This window comes from Streptomyces meridianus, assembly GCF_023703325.1.
Classification (GTDB): Bacteria; Actinomycetota; Actinomycetes; order Streptomycetales; family Streptomycetaceae; genus Streptomyces; species Streptomyces meridianus.
In genome coordinates this window covers 79,333-95,899 of record NZ_JAMQGM010000008.1, presented here as the reverse complement: position 1 = coordinate 95,899, position 16,567 = coordinate 79,333, and the positions used below count along the sequence as shown (strand labels likewise).

The 16,567-nt window shown below is 72.5% G+C and carries 13 protein-coding genes; 6 read left to right on the top strand and 7 right to left on the bottom strand.

Translation table 11 applies throughout. The features are described from left to right. Nucleotides 1-3 precede the first annotated feature (3 nt). Genes M1E25_RS03625 through rsmH form a run of 4 tightly spaced genes read right to left on the bottom strand, consistent with a single transcriptional unit; the run spans nucleotide 4 to nucleotide 4,969 of the window. Nucleotides 4-1,689, bottom strand: coding sequence for a UDP-N-acetylmuramoyl-L-alanyl-D-glutamate--2,6-diaminopimelate ligase (locus M1E25_RS03625; protein WP_251409383.1), 1,686 nt, complete (start codon nucleotides 1,687-1,689; stop codon nucleotides 4-6). Continuing rightward, complete coding sequence (locus M1E25_RS03620; protein ID WP_251409380.1) at nucleotides 1,686-3,608, bottom strand: peptidoglycan D,D-transpeptidase FtsI family protein; 1,923 nt, start codon at nucleotides 3,606-3,608, stop codon at nucleotides 1,686-1,688. The genes M1E25_RS03625 and M1E25_RS03620 overlap by 4 nt, the downstream gene beginning before the upstream one ends. Before the next feature lie 24 nt (nucleotides 3,609-3,632). Continuing rightward, on the bottom strand, nucleotides 3,633-4,016 hold the full coding sequence (gene ftsL, locus M1E25_RS03615) for a cell division protein FtsL (protein ID WP_251409377.1): 384 nt from the start codon (nucleotides 4,014-4,016) through the stop codon (nucleotides 3,633-3,635). Beyond that, entirely contained in the window at nucleotides 4,013-4,969 is a 957-nt protein-coding gene (rsmH, locus tag M1E25_RS03610) for a 16S rRNA (cytosine(1402)-N(4))-methyltransferase RsmH (RefSeq protein WP_251409374.1), read from the bottom strand. The genes ftsL and rsmH overlap by 4 nt, the downstream gene beginning before the upstream one ends. A 451-nt stretch (nucleotides 4,970-5,420) precedes the next feature. Between rsmH and M1E25_RS03605 the strand changes: the two genes are divergently transcribed. The 4 genes from M1E25_RS03605 (at nucleotide 5,421) to M1E25_RS03590 (ending at nucleotide 10,992) form a co-directional block, all read left to right on the top strand. Then, nucleotides 5,421-5,975, top strand: coding sequence for a beta-class carbonic anhydrase (locus tag M1E25_RS03605; RefSeq protein ID WP_251409371.1), 555 nt, complete (start codon nucleotides 5,421-5,423; stop codon nucleotides 5,973-5,975). Nucleotides 5,976-6,215: 240 nt separating this feature from the next. After that, complete coding sequence (locus tag M1E25_RS03600; RefSeq protein ID WP_251409368.1) at nucleotides 6,216-7,244, top strand: AAA family ATPase; 1,029 nt, start codon at nucleotides 6,216-6,218, stop codon at nucleotides 7,242-7,244. Continuing rightward, entirely contained in the window at nucleotides 7,244-8,602 is a 1,359-nt protein-coding gene (locus M1E25_RS03595) for a DUF58 domain-containing protein (protein ID WP_251409366.1), read from the top strand. The genes M1E25_RS03600 and M1E25_RS03595 overlap by 1 nt, the downstream gene beginning before the upstream one ends. After that, a complete protein-coding gene (locus tag M1E25_RS03590; protein ID WP_251409364.1) occupies nucleotides 8,599-10,992 on the top strand; it encodes a transglutaminase TgpA family protein in 2,394 nt (797 codons plus the stop codon). Before M1E25_RS03595 ends, M1E25_RS03590 begins: the two co-directional genes overlap by 4 nt. A gap of 207 nt (nucleotides 10,993-11,199) precedes the next feature. On the opposite strand, the gene M1E25_RS03585 is transcribed toward M1E25_RS03590, so the two are convergent. The 3 genes from M1E25_RS03585 to M1E25_RS03575 form a co-directional block, all read right to left on the bottom strand. Continuing rightward, complete coding sequence (locus tag M1E25_RS03585; protein ID WP_251409362.1) at nucleotides 11,200-11,604, bottom strand: SCO2097 family morphological protein; 405 nt, start codon at nucleotides 11,602-11,604, stop codon at nucleotides 11,200-11,202. A gap of 248 nt (nucleotides 11,605-11,852) precedes the next feature. Next, nucleotides 11,853-12,605 carry a methyltransferase domain-containing protein gene (locus M1E25_RS03580; RefSeq protein WP_251409360.1) on the bottom strand — a complete coding sequence of 251 codons (753 nt, stop codon included), beginning with the start codon at nucleotides 12,603-12,605 and terminating at the stop codon, nucleotides 11,853-11,855. Between the two features lie 91 nt (nucleotides 12,606-12,696). Beyond that, entirely contained in the window at nucleotides 12,697-13,254 is a 558-nt protein-coding gene (locus M1E25_RS03575) for an SAV_6107 family HEPN domain-containing protein (protein ID WP_251409358.1), read from the bottom strand. 206 nt (nucleotides 13,255-13,460) lie between these two features. Between M1E25_RS03575 and M1E25_RS03570 the strand changes: the two genes are divergently transcribed. Together M1E25_RS03570 and M1E25_RS03565 are read left to right on the top strand one after the other, a co-directional pair. Next, on the top strand, nucleotides 13,461-14,402 hold the full coding sequence (locus M1E25_RS03570) for an ATP-binding cassette domain-containing protein (protein WP_251409356.1): 942 nt from the start codon (nucleotides 13,461-13,463) through the stop codon (nucleotides 14,400-14,402). Further along, nucleotides 14,374-16,542 carry a YhgE/Pip domain-containing protein gene (locus M1E25_RS03565; RefSeq protein WP_251409355.1) on the top strand — a complete coding sequence of 723 codons (2,169 nt, stop codon included), beginning with the start codon at nucleotides 14,374-14,376 and terminating at the stop codon, nucleotides 16,540-16,542. Before M1E25_RS03570 ends, M1E25_RS03565 begins: the two co-directional genes overlap by 29 nt. Nucleotides 16,543-16,567: the final 25 nt, after the last annotated feature.

Sequence of the window (16,567 nt, the reverse complement as noted above, 5' to 3'; positions counted from 1 at the left end):
TCTTCATCCCTGGTCGTTGCGTTGCGACTGCGCGCGCTCGATCGCTTCGCGCAGCACTTCACGGTCGTCGAAGGCACGCACCACACCGGCGATGTCCTGACCCTGCTCGTGGCCCTTTCCGGCGATGAGCACGGTGTCCCCCGGCTCGGCGCGGGCGACGGCCGCGGCGATGGCATCGGCCCGGTCGGCGTGCAGGAGGACGTCGCCGCGCTCGTAGACCGGCACCTCGGAGGCGCCGGTGAGCATCGTGGCGAGGATCGCCAGCGGATCCTCCGAGCGCGGGTTGTCCGAGGTCAGCACGGCCGTGTCGGAGAGACGGGCCAGGGCTGCTCCCATGGCGCGGCGCTTGTGCGGGTCCCGGTCGCCGCCGCAACCGAGCACGGCGTGCAGCTTGCCGTCGGTGACCTTGCGCAGGGCACGCAGGACGGACTCGACGGCGTCCGGCTTGTGCGCGTAGTCGACGACGGCGAGGTAGGACTGGCCCGCGTCCACCCGCTCGAGGCGCCCGGGCACTCCCGGAATGGCGGCGACGCCGTCGGCAGCAGTCTGCGGGTCGATGCCGGCTACCACGAGTGCGGCGATGGCGGCCAGGGCGTTGGAGACGTTGAACGCCCCGGCGATCGGGGAGGCGGCGCGCACGGCCTCGCCGCGCGGACCGACGGCCGTGAAGGTGGAACCGAGCGGCCCGACCTCGATGTCGTCGGCCCGCCAGTCGGCGTCCGGGTGGCCCTCGGCGGAGAACGTGGTCACCGGGACCTCGGACTCCCCGACCAGGCGGCGGCCGTACTCGTCGTCGATGTTGACGACGGCGGCCCGGCTGCGGCGCTTGGTGAACAGCTGCGCCTTCGCCTGGTAGTAGTCCTCCATGTCCGGGTGGAAGTCGAGGTGCTCCGGGCTGAGGTTGTTGAAGACCGCGACGTCGAAGACGCAGCCGTCGACCCGGCCGAGGACCAGGGCGTGGCTGGAGACCTCCATGGCGACCGAGCCGACACCGCGCTCGCGCATGACCGCGAAGAGGGCCTGGAGGTCGGTGGCCTCGGGGGTGGTGCGCTCGCTCTTCAGCCGCTCGTCGCCGATCCGGGACTCGACGGTGCCGATCAGACCGGTGAGATCGCCGGCCGCGCGGAGCCCGCCCTCGACGAGGTAGGCCGTGGTGGTCTTGCCGGACGTGCCGGTGATGCCGATCTGCAGCAGGTCGCTGCCGGGGTCGCCGTAGACCGTCACGGCGATCTCGCCCATGCGGCTGCGCGGGTTGTCCACGACGAGCACCGGGAGACCCGTGGCGGCTGCCCGCTCGGCGCCCGCCGGGTCGGTCAGGATCGCGGCGGCCCCCAGGTCCGAGGCCTGCCCGGCGAAGTCGGCGCCGTGAAAGCGCGCGCCGGGGAGCGCGGCGTAGATGTCGCCGGGGCGCACGGCACGGGAGTCGTGGGTGATGCCGGTGGCCGCACCGCCGTCGGGGGCCTTGACGCCGAGCTGGTCGGCCAGCGCGGCGAGCGGCGTCGGCCGCACCTGTTCGGGACGGGGCGGTCCCGGGTACGTGGGGCTCTCGCTCTGCGGCGCGTTCGGGGTCTGATCAGCATGTGGCACGGCCGTGAGCGTACCCGGCGCACCGGGGAGCCCGCGAAATGAGGGGGTACCGTCCGCCGGTCCGGGCGCTTCGGCGATGGTGTTCACGGCTTCTCCGATCATTCGCCGGGCCGGAAGGTGACCGGCAGCCGGGCGGGGGGTCTTCCGGTGGGCGGAACCTGCAGGGTCTTCAGGGAGAACTCCATCACCTCCTTGAAGACGGGTCCGCAGACCTGGCCGCCGAAGTAGCTCCCCCGGGTGGGGTTCTGCACGGCGCAGTACACGGCGATGCGCGGCTTGTCCGCGGGTGCGAAGCCCGCGAAGGACGCCGTGTACCCCTTGTAGCGGCCGGTGTCGGGGTCGACCCGGTTGGAGGTCCCGGTCTTGCCCGCGACGCGGTACCCGGGGATCCGGGCCTTGCTGCCGGTTCCCGCCTCGTCGTCCACCACCGACTCCAGCATGGTCGCGAGGGTCTTCGCCGTTTTCGCCCCGACCACGCGGGTCCGCTCCGGTTCGGGCGCGGGGACGAGCTTCCCGCCTGCCCCGCGAGTGCCGCGTACCAGGGTGGGCGCGACCCGTACGCCGCCGTTGGCGATGGTGGAGTAGACGGAGGCGGCCTGGACGGCGTTGAGGGAGAGGCCCTGGCCGAAGCGGACGGTGAACCGCTGCGACGAGCTCCAGTCCCGGGGGTGGGCCAGAATGCCGGGGGTCTCGCCGGGGAAGCCGAGCCCGGTCGGCTTCCCGATGCCGAACTTCCGCAGGTACGAGTGGAGGACGTCGTCGGCCTGCCGCTGGGTCCTGCCGAGCTGCTCGACGGCCAGAATGGTGCCGATGTTGCTGGACTTGGCCAGCACCCCGTTGAGGGTGAGGTACCAGGTGTCGTGGTCGACGTCGTCGGCGAACAGGCGATCGGCGCGGTGCAGCCGGTTGGGGACCGTGACGTGCGTTTCGGGGGTGGCCTTGCCCTCCTCCAGCACGGCGGCCATGGACATGACCTTGCTGGTGCTGCCGGGCTCGAACGCGTCCTGGAGGGCCGGGTTCCCCAGGGACCCGGAGTCGGCCGCGGAGATGTCGTTGGGGTCGAAGCCGGGGGCGTTGGCCATGGCCAGGATTTCGCCGGTGCGGGTGTCCTGGGCGATCACGTAGCCGCGGTCCGCCGCCGACTCCTGCACCTGGCGGCTGATGGCCTCCTGGGCCGCCCACTGGATGTCCCGGTCGATGGTCAACTCGACGTCGGAGCCGGGTACGGCGGGAAACTCCCGGGTGGCGGAGGTGGGGACCTGCCGCCCGGCGGACTGGGCGTACGTGATCTTGCCGTCCCGGCCCGAGAGCTTCTTGTCGAGCTGGGCCTCGAGCCCGCCGCCGCCCCTGCCCTCGGCGTTGACGAATCCCAGTATGCCGGCGGCCAAATCCTTGTTGGGATACACACGCTTGCTGTGCGACTCCTGAACGATGCCGGCCAGGACGTTCGCCTCCGAACCGTCGGCCGCCTTCCCGGCGAAGGTCCGCTGCAGGTCCTTGATCTGGTTCCAGACCTGCGGGCTCTGCCGCCGGGCGAGGAGCGCGTAGCGGCTGCCGGGCACCGAGAGCTTCTCCTCGAGCTGCCCGGCATCCTTGTCGAGGATCGGCGCGAGCAGGGCGGCCGCCTGCTGCGGGGCGTCCTTGGCCCCGCTCTGCTCGGGAGTGAGCAGGAAGGGATCGGCGATGATGTCGTACGCGTCGACGGTGGTGGCCAGGGCGATGCCACGGCGGTCGGTGATCTCGCCCCGTTCGGCCGCGAGGGTGTGGGTCGCCAGCCGCCCGTGTCCGGCCTTCGCCGCGTACGCCTCGGCGTCCACCGCCTGCACCTGGAGCAGGCGCACCACGAACGCCAGCATGACCAGCGTCAGGGCCAGGCTGATCATGCGCAGCCGGGGCCGCGGGCTGCCGAGGCGGATGAAGCCCTGCCGGGGCTTCGCCGGATGGCGCGTGCCGGGGCACGGCCGTGCCCCGGCCGCGGGCGGCCGGGGGTTGCGGCGGTGCGGCTGCTGCGGATCGGTCATGGGCGGGCCGGGTGCGTCACGGGGTCACCTGCCGGGTGTCTGTGCGGGCTTCCGGGAGTGGCCGGAGGCGGTCCCGGCCGTACGGTTCGGGTCGAGGAAGACGGGGCTGCCTCCGGGCACCATCCCGAGTTCACGGGCCCGCCGCTCCAGGGCGTCGGGTGCGGAGTAGCCGTCGATGTCCTGCTGGAGGGCCTGCTCCTCGTCGGTGAGTCCGGTGGTCTGCTTCCGGAGCTTGTTGAGCTGGAAGGAGCCCTGGTTCAGCGAGGCGTTGAGCAGTAGCAGGGTGATCAGCCCCCCGCCCAGGAGGAGAACGACGAGCAGGACGAACGGGGTGCGGGCGGCCGTACTGGTCCCGTTCGGCAACAGGTGCGCCAGCCTCGCGGCACGGCCCCGTACTGTCCGTTTCACGGGTTGTCCTCCCGGATCCGTTCGGCGCCGCGGAAGCGGGCCGGGGCCGCACGGCGGTTGGCGGCCACTTCCTCCTCGGCCGGCAGTTCGGCGCCGCGGGTGAGCAGCCTCAGCCGGGGCTGGTAGCGCTCCGGCACGACGGGGAGCCCCGGTGGAGCAGTGTTCGCCGCGCCGGCCGCCAGTACCTGCTTGACGAGCCGGTCCTCGAGCGAGTGATAGGAGAGGACGGCGATGCGACCGCCCACGGCCAGCCTCGAGACGGCCGCGGGTATCGCCCGTTCCAGCACCTGGAGTTCGCCGTTGACCTCGATGCGCAGCGCCTGGAACGTGCGCTTCGCAGGGTTGCCTCCGGTGCGCTTGGCGGCCTGCGGCAGCGCGTCGCGGATGAGTTCGACGAGGCGGGCGCTGTTGCTGAACGGTTCCTTCTCGCGCTCCCGCACGATCGCGTCCACGATCCTGCGGGCGAATTTCTCCTCGCCGTAGGTGCGCAGGATGCGGACGAGGTCGCCCGGCGGATAGGTGTTGAGCACCTCGGCGGCGCTGACGCCGGTCGTCTGGTCCATTCGCATGTCGAGCGGCGCGTCCTGGGCGTAGGCGAATCCGCGCTCGGCCTCGTCCAGCTGCATGGAGGAGACGCCGAGGTCGAACAGGATGCCCTGGACCTTCGGGATGCCCAGCCGGTCGAGCACCTCGGGCAGTTCGTCGTAGACGGCCTTGACGAGGATCGCGCGGTCACCGTAGGGGGCCAGCCGCTGCCCGGCGAGGCCGAGCGCCACCGGGTCGCGGTCGAGGGCGACGAGCCGGGCGGCGGGGAACGTGCGGAGCAGGGCCTCGCTGTGGCCTCCGAGGCCGAGGGTGCAGTCGACGACCACCGCGCCGGGCTCGGCGAGGGCCGGAGCCAACAGGTCCAGGGACCGCTGGAGCATCACCGGGACGTGTCGGGTCTCGCTCATGTGCCTTCCCAGGGGAGTACAGGCGGGCCCCCCGCGCCGGTACTCCTGGACGGTCCCGGGGGCGGCTTCACGAACCGGACGCACTGCCTGGTCCCCGCCCGCTCGGAGGGAAAAGGCCCTCTGGCGCCGGGGAAGGGACGCCAGCCGACCGGGGAGCGGGAGGAGGCCGGGCGGTGCGTACGCGCCGTGCACGCGAGGGGTCCCGGATTCCGAGAGGGAGCTTCAGGCCTCCCACTTCGCGTCACTTTAGTCCACTCGTCCTCGCGGTCAACCAACCGGCATGCGCGCCGCACACGGCCCGCAACGTTGCCAGCCGGCCCCGGAAGGAGGACGTCCGCCGGGGCGGCGGGGCCCCACGAAGCTGTGGCTTGAGTCACAAGGTGGGCCGTTGGTGTGTTTTGCCCGGCCCCACCAGGGTCGTGGCGGGAGCGAACGGGTTAGCGTCACGGGTATGTCGACATCCGCACCCCTCCCCCCGGAATCCACGGACCTCGTTCCGGACGCCGGCGACTCCGTGACCAGCCGACTGATCGAGGCCAACAGGAGCTACGCCGCCGGCTTCACCGACCCCGGCATGGACGCCCGGCCGGTTCTCAAGGTGGCCGTGGTGTCCTGCATGGACGCCCGTATCGACCTGCACGCCGCGCTCGGACTCGAACTGGGCGACTGCCACACGATCCGCAACGCGGGCGGTGTCGTCACGGACGACATCATCCGCTCCCTGACCATCAGCCAGCGGGCGCTCGGCACCCGCAGCGTCGTGCTCATCCACCACACCGGCTGCGGGCTGCTCAACCTCACCGAGGACTTCCGCCACGAGCTGGAACTGGAGGTGGGCCAGCGGCCCTCGTGGGCCGTGGAAGCCTTCCACGATCTGGACCAGGACGTGCGGCAGTCGATCGAGCGGGTCCGCACGTCGCCGTTCCTCCTCCACACCGACGACGTGCGCGGATTCGTGTTCGACGTGTCGACGGGCCTGTTGCGGGAGGTTCAGCCGCGCGGCTGAGACCTCGTCTCCGACCCATGTGACCTGTGTGAACCCGGTGGTTCGAGAGAGCTCACAGGGACCTTCTCGCCCCCGGGACGCCCCCGGTTGTCCACAGCCGAGTGACGCGAAGCCTCACGGGCGGCAAGAATGCGTGGTGCGGCGCCGTTTCCAGGCTCTGCCGGACACGGCGCCGCTCAACGCATGGTGGGCCGGGTCCGTGTCGGGGCCTCGGCCCCCGACGGGGCCGAGGAGGGCCGGGTGACGACCTATGACGAGCGATCGAGCCTCCCTGATCTGACGACAACGACGGAACGTGTCCGCAGGTCGGTGGAGAACGTCATCGAGGGCAAGCCGGAGATCGTCCGGCTCTCGCTGACGGTCCTGCTCGCCGAGGGGCATCTGCTGATCGAGGACGTGCCGGGCGTCGGCAAGACGATGCTGGCCAAGGCGCTCGCACGCTCCATCGACTGTTCGGTGCGGCGCATCCAGTTCACGCCGGACCTGCTTCCGTCGGACATCACCGGGGTCAGCGTCTTCGACCAGCAGCGGCGGGACTTCGAGTTCAAGCCCGGCGCGATCTTCGCCCAGATCGTGATCGGTGACGAGATCAACCGTGCCTCACCGAAAACGCAGTCCGCGCTGCTGGAGTCGATGGAGGAACGCCAGGTCACCGTCGACGGCCACAGCTACGAACTGCCGAGCCCGTTCATGGTGGTCGCGACGCAGAACCCGGTCGAGATGGAAGGGACCTACCCACTGCCCGAGGCGCAGCGCGACCGGTTCATGGCCCGGGTGTCGATCGGCTATCCGAACACGGAGGCCGAGCTGCAGATGCTGGACGTCCACGGCGGGACCTCGCCGCTCGACGACCTCCAGCCGGTGGCCCATGCCCACGAGATCGCCAAGCTGGTGGACACGGTACGCACCGTGCACGTCGCCGAGCCGGTGCGCCGCTACGCGGTCGACCTGGTCGCGGCGACCCGGCGCCATCCGGACCTGCGGCTGGGCGCCTCGCCACGGGCGACCCTGCACCTGGTGCGGGCGGCCCGGGCGACGGCGGCGCTGGCCGGACGCGACTATGTGCTTCCGGACGACCTCCAGGCCCTGGCGGTCCCGGTCCTCGCCCACCGTCTGCTGCCGACGGCTCAGGCGCAGCTGAACCGTCGTACCGCCGAGGACGTCGTCGCGGACATCCTGAGCAGCGTCCGGGTGCCGTCCGCCGAGACCGGAGCTCCCCCCGGGCCGCACCTGTACGACGGCGGGCGGCCCGGCGGCCGGAGGCCGTGATGACCACCGGGGGCGGGCTGTCCTCCGCCGGCGCCGGGGCGGGCCGTGCCGGCGGTTCCGCAGCCGGGCTGCGCACGGTGTTCTCCGGGCTGACCACGCGCGGCCGTTCCTTCCTGGCCGCCGGGATCGCGGCCGGCGTCTGCGCCTACGTACTGGGCCAGTCCGATCTGCTGCGGGTCGGGCTGTTCCTGGCCGCGCTCCCGATCGGCTGTGTGGTGGCGCTGTACCGCACGCGCTACCGGGTCACCGGCACCCGGAGCCTCTCGCCCGCACGGGTGCCCGCCGGCTCCGAGGCCCGGGTGCACCTGCGCCTGGACAACGTCTCCCGGCTCCCCACCGGGCTGCTGATGCTCCAGGACCGGGTGCACTACGTCCTCGGTCCGCGCCCCCGCTTCGTCCTGGACCGGGTGGAGGCGGGCGGGAGCCGCGAGGTGTCGTACCGGGTCCGTTCCGACCTTCGGGGTCGCTACCCACTCGGGCCGCTACAGCTGCGGCTCGCCGACCCGTTCGGGATGTGCGAGCTGACCCGGGCGTTCAGCGCCTACGACACGCTGACCGTGGTGCCGCGTGTCGAGCCGCTGCCCCGGGTGCGGTTCACCGGCGAGGCACAGGGGTACGGGGACGGCCGCCAGCGCGCCCTGGCCCTGGCCGGGGACGACGACGTGATTCCCCGGGGCTACCGGCACGGCGACGATCTGCGCAGGGTGCACTGGCGCTCCACTGCCCGCTACGGCGAGTTGATGGTGCGCAGGGAGGAGCAGCCTCAGAGGAGCCGGTGCACCGTACTGCTCGACACCCGGCAGGTCGCCCACCACGGCTCGGGGCCCGACTCGGCCTTCGAGTGGGCGGTTGCGGGGGCGGCCTCGGCCGCGGTCCATCTGCTCGGACAGGGTTTCTCGGTCAGGCTGCTCACGGACACCGGGATCTCCGTTCCCGGCCCGGACGGCTCCGGCGGCTTCGGCGGCGACTCCTCCGAGGCGGTCGGGGTCGTCCTGGACACCCTCGCTGTCACGGACCAGTCGGACGGCACCGGACTCTCGCCCGCCCACGAGGCGATCCGGAGCGGAAACGAGGGACTGCTGGTGGCGTTCCTCGGTTCCCTGGACGAGGAGCAGTGCGCCGTGGTCGCCCGCATGCGCAGACAGGCCGGTACCGCGGTGGCGTTCGTGCTGGACGGCGCCGCATGGTCGCGGGAGGCCGACGACGGACATGATCCGGTCGCGGCGCGGCTCAGGAGGCTGCACGAAGCAGGCTGGATCGCGCTGCCGGTCTCACCGGGCGACCGGCCGGCCGCGCTGTGGCAGGAGGCGGACCGGCACGCCTCGCCCACCCGAACGGGCGCGGGGGTGCGGGCATGAGCGGGCAGGCACGGCTCACGGTCTGCGCGGCGGCTGCCACACTGATGGCCGCGTGCTCGCTGCTCCCCCTGGTGGATTCCGGCAGCTGGATCCTCCGGGTGGCGCTGCTGCTGATGGTCCTGGCGGCGGTCGGCGGCCTGGCGCGCAGAGTGCCGCTGGCCCGACCGCTGACGGTGGCCTCGCAGACGCTGGTCGCGTTGCTCCTGCTGACCCTGATGTTCGTCCCCCGCCATGCCGTTGCCGGTGTGCTGCCCGGCCCGGACGCGATGCGTGCCTTCGCGGGGCTGCTGGCCGCCGGCGTGGAGGACGTCGGGCGCTTCGCCACCCCGGCGCCGGTCACCATCGGGATCCGGCTGCTGCTCGTCGGCGGGGTCGTCGTCATCGGGCTCTCGGTGGACGCGCTCGCGGTCACCTACCGAAGAGCGGCACCGGCCGGGCTGCCGCTGCTGGCCCTGTACTCGGTCGCGGCGGGGCTGGCCCAGGGCGGCGCCCGCTGGCTGTGGTTCCTCTTCGCGTCCGGGGGCTATCTGCTCCTGTTGCTGGCCGAGGGGCGGGACCGGCTGTCCCAGTGGGGCCGTCTGTTCAGTGGTGTGCCCGGGTGGCCGGGCACCGGACGGAACGGCAGCGGCGGCTCCGCCCTGGCGCCCGTCCGCACAGGGAGGCGGATCGGGGCGGTGGCACTCGGCGTCGCGCTCCTGGTCCCGACGGTGCTGCCGTCATTGGACGGCGGGCTCCTCGCGGCGCGCCGGGCGGGGGGCACGGGAAGCGGGCCGGGCGGGACGATCTCTGCCGTGAACCCGCTGGTCTCACTGCAGAACAGCCTCAACCAGTCCGACAACCGGGAGGTGCTGAACTACCGGACGGACTCCGAACAGACCCGGGACCTGTATCTGCGGATCGTGGCTCTCGACCGGTTCGACGGCACCTCGTGGAAGCCGTCCGAGCGCCGGGTCACGGACGTGCCCTCACCGCTGCCACCGCCCGACGGGCTGAGCCCGGGGGTGCGCACCACCAGGATCACCAGCAACGTGTCGGCCGCCGAATGGTACGCCCAGAACTGGCTGCCGCTCCCCTACCCGGCCACGGACGTGGACATCGACGGCCGCTGGCGGTACGAACCTGCGGGCCGCACGCTCGTCGGCGACCGGAACCAGACGACCCGGGGTGTGAGGTACCGGGTGACGAGCCTTCTGGTGCAGCCGACCCCGGCCCGGCTCGCCCGGGCCGGGACACCGCCTTCCGACGTGCTGCGCGAGTACACCCGGGTCCCGGCATCGCTGCCGCCGGTGGTGGCGAGGACCGCCGAGCAGGTGACCGCCGGGGCCTCGAACGACTACGAGCGGGCCGTGAAGCTGCAGACCTGGTTCGCCACCGACGGCGACTTCGAGTACGACACCAAGGTCCGGCCGGGCAACGGTTCGCAAGCCATCACCCGGTTCCTGCGGGACAAGAAGGGCTTCTGCGTCCACTTCGCCTTCTCCATGGCGGCGATGGCGCGCACCTTGAAGATCCCCGCCCGGGTGGCCGTCGGCTTCACACCTGGATCCCCGCAGTCGGACGGATCGATGTCGGTCGGACTCAAGGACGCGCACGCCTGGCCCGAGCTGTACTTCCCGGGGGTGGGGTGGACCCGGTTCGAGCCGACTCCGACGCGGGGCACCATCCCCGAGTACGCGGTCGACGATGCTCCCACGGGCAGCGGGAACCCCGAACCCGAGACCCCAGGCCCCGAAAACTCCGAGGCTCCTCCCGCCGCGCCGCCGTCCGCGGACGCCTGCCCCCCGCAGCTGAAGAAGCTGGGCGAGTGCCCGGGCGACGTCCAGCGGGAGATCGGGACACCGCAGGAGACCGGGCCGTCCCTGGGAGCGGTCTCGGCAGCCGTCCTCCTGGGGCTGGTGGTCGTGCTGCTGCCTTTCCTGCCGATGCTGTGGCGCGAAAAGCTGCGCAGGGACCGGCTGGGCCGTTCCGGGGACGGGGCCGGCCGCACTCTGGCCGCGTGGCGGGAGTTCCTCGACTCGGGATGGGACCACGGCATCGTGCCCGACGACTCGCGCACCCCCCGGAAGGCGGCGGAGGCGATCGTGCGGGGCGGACGGCTCAGCGGTCCTGCGGCCGAGGCAGCGCACCGGTTGGCGGAGGCCGTCGACCAGGTGCTGTACGCCCCGGTGCCGCGCGGCGGGGGTGCGTCGGCCGACGATGTGCGCCGGGTCCGGGCCGGGTTGCACGCGTCGGCGAAGTTCCGGGGCCGGCTGCAGGCGCGGTTCGCCCCACGGTCCTCGGTACGCGTGCTGTGGACCTGGTCCCGGTGGTGGGCGGCCGTCGTCTCGTGGTGGGAGGTCCGCGGCCGGCGCGTGGTGACAGTGCGCCGTCCGTTCGCCCGGCGGGGCTGAGCGTCCCGGGACTGTGAGGGCACCCGGTGCCTCCGGGAGCACCCGCAGGCATGAGTGAGGGGCAAAGACCGACGGTCTTTGCCCCTCACTCATGCCTGTGCTCTGCCGACCACTCGCCACGGCACCGGCCCGAGCGGGCCTCCGGGATCGTCCGGCGTTCCCGGATACGGGCCTCCGGACCGCGGCCGTGCGACCACGGGCCGGTGCTCAGTGCCCCTGCTCGTCCCGGCGCCGCTGCCAGCGCTCCTCGATGCGCTCCATCATCGACCGGCCGCGGGCCGGTCGTCGCCGGGCCTGCTGCCCGGTGTGCGCTGTTCCCTCCGCGGGCTGCTCGCCACGCTTGGGAGCCTTGCGCCACCCGGTGACGACGAGGGCGGCGCAGCCGAGCATGACGAGGAATCCCACCACGCTGATCCAGATCTGCTGCGCGACCATTCCGGCCATGAGGAGCGCGATACCCACCAGGAAGCCCGCAACCGCTTGGTAGACCCGTCGCCGGGTGTACGTGCGCAGCCCGCTTCCCTCAAGCGCTGTCGCGAACTTGGGATCTTCGGCGTACAGCGCTCGCTCCATTTGCTCGAGCATTCGCTGCTCGTGCTCCGAGAGCGGCACGGAGTCCTCCTACTCGTCGGTCGCCGGGGGCGACCGGGGTGCGGCCCTTTCAGGATAGGCAGGGAATCCCCCCCGTGAAACCCGCCCCTCTGCGCCAGCCCACCGTTCCCTGACCGGCGGATCGGTTCGGGTGGTGGATCGTGCATTCCCTGACCTACCACCGGTCATGCCGGACTGTGTCCCTCGATCATAAGCCGCGATGAGCCCGAACGGGTGATGAGCGCGTCACGTGGTGCTGGTGCGACCGTTCATCGCTCGCCCAGGACGTGCAGCTGGGTGGCGACGGCGTGGAAGGCGGGCAGCTCTGCCGCGGCCGCCTCGAGTTTGAGCAGCGCGTCCACGGCGCCCGGTTCGGTGTCGACGAGTCCGCCCGGCACGAGGTCCGAGAAGACACGGACGCCGTGCACGGCGACGGCCTCCAGCCCGGCGGCCGTCACCAGCCGGGACAGCTGCTCTACGGTGAAGCGCCGCGGTACCGGGTCGCTCTCGCCCCACCGGCCTGCCTCGTCCGTCAGGGCGTGCCGCGCCTCGGTGAAGTGTCCGGCGATGGCACGGGCGAGCACGGCGCCGCCGAGTCCGGCCGCGAGCAGGCTGAGCGAACCGGACGGGCGGAGCGCCGCAGCCGTCCTGCGCACCGCCTCGGACGGGTCGTCCACGTACTCCAGGACGCCGTGGCACAGGACCACGTCGTAGCTTCCGCGCTCCACGACGTCGAACAGGTTGTCGGTGTCCCCCTGGACACCATGGACCCGGTCGGCCACGCCGGTTTCGGCGGCCCGGGTCTCCAGGGCGAACAACGCGTTGGGGCTGGGGTCGACCACGGTGACGCGGTGGCCGAGCCGGGCGGCCGGAACCGCGAAGTTGCCCGTGCCGCCTCCGGTGTCGAGGACGTCGAGGACGTCGCGGCCCGCAGCCTTCGCACGGCGCTCGAGTGCCTCGCGGAGAACCTCCCAGACCACGGCGGTGCGAAGGGAGGCGCGGGGGCGCAGCGGGTCGGACACGGCGGCTAACTCCTCGGCGTGGGCCCCTTCCCCGCAGCAGGGAAGGGTCTACCGCCGCTGGCGGCGGGATGACGACAGTGCTGACCCCACCCTATGGGCTCGGCAGGTCGGCACGCCTCGGGCCGACAGGCCCGCACCCCTGCCCGCGGGCCTCCTCCGGGGCGGCCGCGCGCGGGAGCGGCAGCGCGGGCTGGAGCGAGAGCAGCCGCTCGACCAGGCGCAGGAAATGGGCGGCGTCACGCATCAGGTCGTCGGCGTCGCGGCGGCTGACGGCGTTGCGTATGCCGGCTTCGGCCCGCGCCCGTCGCGGCGCGCCCGAGGCGAACAGGGCGCTCCACTCGGCGAGTTCGGGCACCACCTCCGGCAGAACGTCCCAGGCGCTGCGGATTCGGCGGCGCTTGCGCTCGGTCGGCTCGGGACGCCCCCGGACGGCGAGCACGGCAGCGGCGGTGCGCAGTGCGGCCAAGTGGGCGGTGACATAACGCTCGTCGGGCATCTCCAGCCCCTCTGCTTCGTCGAGCCCGCGGCGGGCCTGGGAGAGCAGCCCGAGAGCCTCGGGAGGGGCGCCCGACCGGCGCACCACGGGGTGGACGTCGGCGGCACGGGTCTCCCCCGGCGCACGCCTGGGGAGGGCGGGCGAGATCGCCATGACGAACCTCCTGTCGTCGCGAACGGCTCACGGCCGTGTGCCCACATCGTTGGGCACACCACTGACAATCGACCCCGACCTGCATCAACACCCCTGACGTCGGGGGTGCGCGGGGATGGGGACCCGGTGGGGAAGCAGTCGGGCGCGTGGTGCATACTTTTTGAACTGACCGGTCAGTTCAATGCCTTCTGTGGCAAGGAGACCCCGTGAACAGCACCCCGCCCGGGGCGGCGGTCGACGTCGCCCGGCTCGGCCTCAAAGGGCCCCGCGGCTGGGCGTTCCGCGACATCGACGCCGCCGCGGAGCCCGGCACGCTCATTGCCGTGGAGGGGCCCTCCGGATCCGGACGAACGAGTCTGCTGCTGGTGCTCACCGGCCGGATGCGGCCGAGCACCGGCCACGCGGCAACCGGCAGGCTGCCGCTGACCGGCGGACGCCGCAGCGGACAGGAGCGCCGGATGGCGGCGGTACGCCGGATCAGCGCGCTCGCCCACGTCCCGGGGGTCTGCGAGCTCGATCCCGCGCTCACCGTCGCCGAGCACCTGCGTGAACACGCCCTGCTGCAGCGCCGGTTCGCCGGATCGCTGCGAGCCCTGCTGCGGCCCCGCCGGGAGCGTGCGGCCGAGGCCCGCCGGCGGATCGACGCCGCGCTCGACGCCGCCGGACTCGATCCGGCCGCACTCCCGAAGCAGGAACGCACAGCGGTGCGCGACCTCGAACGGCTGGAATCCCTCCGGCTCTCCATCGCGCTGGCCCTCATCGACGCCCCCCGCCTGCTGGCTGTCGACGACACCGACCTCAAGCTCTCCGACACCGAGCGCGAGCAGGCCTGGGACCTGCTGCGCACCGTGGCTGCCTCCGGCACGACCGTCCTCGCCGTGTGCAGCCAGGCACCACCGGACGCCTTGGTGATCCGGACGGCCCGGGACCGGCGCCCGGACTCCGCCGACGGTCCCCGGAGCGGATCCGGGACGGGCAAGGACAACGGACCCGCTCCGGAACCGGCCGGAACCGGCAGCGCCTCCGGAACCGGCGACAGCACCGACGACGACACCCCGGCCGAGGCCGCACCGGCCGCCGCTTCCGGCACCGAAGACCACGACAACGAGGGGACGAAGGATGCGTTCGCCGAAACTGGCCGCTCTTGAACTGAAGCGCTTCGGCCGCGGCAGGCTCCCCCGCGCCGCCCTCGCCGCGGTTCTGCTGCTGCCCCTGCTCTACGGGGCGCTCTACCTCTGGTCCTTCTGGGATCCCTACGGCCGGCTGGACCGCATACCGGTCGCCCTGGTCAACGCGGACCGCGGGACGAACGCCGGCGGACACCACATCGACGCCGGCGACGAGATCGCCGACGGGCTCCGCGAGAGCGGCGTGTTCGCCTGGCGCGAGGTCAGTGCGTCCGAGGCCGAACGCGGCGTCGAGAACGGGGACTTCTACCTCTCCCTGACCGTGCCGTCCGACTTCAGCCGGCGCCTGGCCTCCGCCTCGGGCGACCTCCCGCGAGCCGGGGCGCTCCGGGTACGCACCAACGATGCCAACAACTACGTCGTCGGGCAGATCTCGCGGACGGTCTTCTCCGAGGTACGGGCAGCCGTCTCGGCGAAGACGGCACGCTCCTACCTCGACCGGATCTTCGTCTCGTTCTCCGACATCCACGCGGCCACCGAAAAGGCCGCCAAGGGCGCCGACCGGATCGACCGCGGCATCGGCAAGGCCAGGAAGGGCGCCGGCGCCCTCTCCCGGGGCCTCGCGGACGCCGGCGACGGCAGCGGTGCCCTCGCCGACGGACTCCGGAAGCTCGACGACGGGGCCGGAACCCTGGACTCCGGGGCAGGTTCCCTCAAGTCCGGCGCGGGGAAGGTCAGCACGGGAGCGGCAGCCGTCGCCCGCGGCACCCAGAAGCTCGCGGACCGGGTCAACGGCTTCGCCGGACCGCTCCGCCCATTCCTCGAGGACCACGGCGAGGAGATCGGCAGGAGTGCGCGGCTCCTCTCGCTCGGTTCGAAGACCACCGCGGACGACCTCGGCAAGCTGCCCGCATCGGCGTCCCGGGCAGCGAAGGACGCCCGCGAGGCATCCGGCCGTATCGACTCCGTGTACCGGGCCCGCTGCGGCGCCGGGATCCGACTGGACGTCTCCTGCCCCCAGTTGAAGAAGGCCGCCGACGCCGCCGAACGAGCGGCGACCGCAGCAGAGCGGGTCGACCGGCTCGTGTCCCGGAACGCCTCGGCGCTCGGAAAGGTCACCGACGACCTGCGCACCCTGCACCGCCTCGCCTCCGCTCTCGCCGAGCGCGGCCCGCACCTGGCCGAGGATCTCGGCTCCGCCGTGCACGACGTCAACGCCCTCAACGACGGGGCCCACAAGGTGGCCGCCGGCGCCCGGAAGGTCGCAGCGGGAGCCGGGAGCCTCGCCGAGGGAACCGGGAAGATCCACGCCGGCACCGGCTCCGCGCACCGCGGCTCGCAGTCCCTCGACGCAGGCATCGGCAAGCTGTCCGACGGCGCCGACACCCTGAACGGCGGCATGTACCGGCTCGCCGACGGCTCGCAGAAGCTCGCCGGCGGTCTCCACGACGGTGCGGACCGGATTCCCGACTACGACAAGCATGACCGCGACGCGCGCACCGCGGTCATGGCCGACCCCGTCCGCCTGGCCTCCGGTTCCGCACACACGGCACCGGACTACGGCACCGGCTTCGCCCCGTACTTCATCCCGCTCTCCCTCTGGGTCGGCGCCATGGTGGCGTACATGCTGATCCAGCCGCTCAACCGGCGGGCTCTGGCCGCCGGGGCGCCGGCCTGGCGGATCGCCCTGGCCGGCTGGCTCCCCGTGGCCGGCCTGGGACTGGCACAGATGGCCGCTCTGATGTCCGTCCTGCACTGGGGGCTCGGGCTCCGCATGGAACGGGCAGCGGGCACGATCGGCTTCCTCTGTCTGGTGACGCTGTGCTTCACGGCGATCGTGCAGTGGCTCAACGCCCGTTTCGGGCCCGCCGGACGCATTCTGGTGCTCGCCCTGTTGATGCTGCAGTTGACGTCGGCGGGCGGCACGTACCCGGTACAGACCAGCCCCGGGTTCTTCAACGCCGTCCACCCCTATCTGCCGATGACCCACGTCGTCGAGGGTCTGCGCCGGCTCATCACCGGGGGCAGCCCGGACGCCGTGCTGCGGGGCTGTGCGGTCCTGGCCTGCTTCACTCTCGGGGCGCTCACGCTCACCGCCTGGTCGGCACGGCGCAAGCAGGTGTGGACGCTCGACCGGCTGCACCCCGAGCTGAGCCTGTGAACGAGCACCCTGCGGGGCGAGGAGA

What these genes read in the sequence shown, in the direction of transcription:
- M1E25_RS03625 (WP_251409383.1), bottom strand. Translation starts at nt 1,689, where the DNA reads ATGATCGGAGAAGCCGTGAACACCATCGCCGAAGCGCCCGGACCGGCG.
- M1E25_RS03620 (WP_251409380.1), bottom strand. Translation starts at nt 3,608, where the DNA reads ATGACCGATCCGCAGCAGCCGCACCGCCGCAACCCCCGGCCGCCCGCG.
- rsmH (WP_251409374.1), bottom strand. Translation starts at nt 4,969, where the DNA reads ATGAGCGAGACCCGACACGTCCCGGTGATGCTCCAGCGGTCCCTGGAC.
- M1E25_RS03605 (WP_251409371.1), top strand. Translation starts at nt 5,421, where the DNA reads ATGTCGACATCCGCACCCCTCCCCCCGGAATCCACGGACCTCGTTCCG.
- M1E25_RS03595 (WP_251409366.1), top strand. Translation starts at nt 7,244, where the DNA reads ATGACCACCGGGGGCGGGCTGTCCTCCGCCGGCGCCGGGGCGGGCCGT.
- M1E25_RS03590 (WP_251409364.1), top strand. Translation starts at nt 8,599, where the DNA reads ATGAGCGGGCAGGCACGGCTCACGGTCTGCGCGGCGGCTGCCACACTG.
- M1E25_RS03575 (WP_251409358.1), bottom strand. Translation starts at nt 13,254, where the DNA reads ATGGCGATCTCGCCCGCCCTCCCCAGGCGTGCGCCGGGGGAGACCCGT.
- M1E25_RS03565 (WP_251409355.1), top strand. Translation starts at nt 14,374, where the DNA reads ATGCGTTCGCCGAAACTGGCCGCTCTTGAACTGAAGCGCTTCGGCCGC.